Source organism: Mesorhizobium sp. M7A.F.Ca.CA.004.06.1.1 (assembly GCF_003999135.1).
GTDB lineage: Bacteria > Pseudomonadota > Alphaproteobacteria > Rhizobiales > Rhizobiaceae > Mesorhizobium.
The window spans coordinates 1-1,362 of the sequence record NZ_RZPQ01001104.1 but is presented as its reverse complement, the minus strand read 5'-3'; the positions used below and the strand labels follow the sequence as shown (position 1 = coordinate 1,362).

3 protein-coding genes are annotated in these 1,362 nt (G+C 62.9%); all 3 read right to left on the bottom strand.

The window, feature by feature from the left end; genetic code table 11:
- The coding region (locus tag EN906_RS34230) for a biotin carboxylase N-terminal domain-containing protein (protein WP_281060474.1) at positions 1 to 508 on the bottom strand (508 nt) is incomplete at its 3' end.
- Positions 509 to 518: 10 nt separating this feature from the next.
- Positions 519 to 977, bottom strand: coding sequence for an acetyl-CoA carboxylase biotin carboxyl carrier protein (gene accB, locus EN906_RS34225; protein ID WP_127269234.1), 459 nt, complete (start codon positions 975 to 977; stop codon positions 519 to 521).
- A gap of 26 nt (positions 978 to 1,003) precedes the next feature.
- On the bottom strand, positions 1,004 to 1,362 hold a 359-nt coding region (locus EN906_RS34220), incomplete at its 5' end, for a type II 3-dehydroquinate dehydratase (protein WP_164777613.1).

The following is a 1,362-nucleotide window of genomic DNA, read 5'->3' as shown; positions in this document are numbered from 1 at the left end:
CCTTCATACCGCGACCGCCACCACCGGCCGATGCCTTGATGATCACGGGATAGCCGATCTCGGCGGCAATGCGCCTGGCTTCCTTCTGGTCGGTGACGGCGCCGTCCGAACCGGGCACAACCGGAATGCCGAGGCGCTTGGCGGTTCGCTTGGCCTCGATCTTGTCGCCCATGATGCGGATATGGTCGCCGGACGGACCGATGAAGGTGATGTTGTGCGCGGCCAGTATGTCGGCGAATTTGGCGTTCTCCGACAGGAAGCCGTAGCCCGGATGCACGGCGTCGGCGCCGGTGATTTCGCAGGCCGCAACGATCTGATGGATGTTGAGATAGCTGTCGCGCGATGGCGGCGGACCGATGCAGACGCTCTCGTCGGCGAGCCGCACATGCATGGCGTCGGCATCGGCGGTCGAATGCACCACCACCGTCTGGATGCCGAGTTCCTTGCAGGCGCGCAGCACCCGGAGGGCGATTTCGCCGCGATTGGCGATGAGGATCTTCTGAAACATCAGGCCCGCTCTATTCGATCACGACGAGCGGCATGCCATATTCGACCGGCTGCGAATCCTCGAAAAGGATCGCGGTCACCGTGCCGGCACGTGGCGAGGGGATCTGGTTCATCGTCTTCATCGCTTCGATGATCAGCAGCGTCTGGCCTTCCTTGACCTTCTGGCCGACTTCGATGAACGCCTTGGCGTCCGGCGACGGCGCCAGGTAGGCGGTGCCGACCATCGGCGAGGTGACTGCGTTCTTGGAAATATCTGCCACAACGGGCAGAGCTGCGGAGGCAGCTTGCGCTGCTGCCGGCGCATAGGCCTGCTGCGGCGCTGCGATTGCATGAACAGCCGGCGCCTGCCGCGAGACGCGCACCTTCAGGTCGCCCAGTTCAACCTCGATCTCGGTGAGATTGGTGTCGTTCAGTATGCCCGCCAGATCGCGGATCAGTTGCTGGTCAACACCGGTCTTCTTTATCGACATTTTCGAGCCTTCTGTTTGTTGGCCGGTCATAGGCGTGCGGCCAGCGCCTGTAGCGCCAGCGTATAGCCGAGCGGCCCAAAGCCACAGATCATGCCGACGGCGACCGGCGCGACCATGGAGATGTGGCGGAATGGTTCCCGCGCATGGATGTTGGAAAGATGAACTTCGGCCACCGGCAACGGCGCGACGGCGCGGATGGCGTCGTGGATGGCAATCGAGGTGTGGCTGTAGGCGCCCGGATTGATGACGATGCCGACAGCCTTGTCGCCAGCTTCCTGAATCCAGTCGACAAGGTCGCCCTCATGGTTCGACTGGCGGAAATCGATCTCGAACCCCAGCGCCTCGCCTGCCTGCTTGCAGTCGTCGGCAATCCGAACGGCAAGGT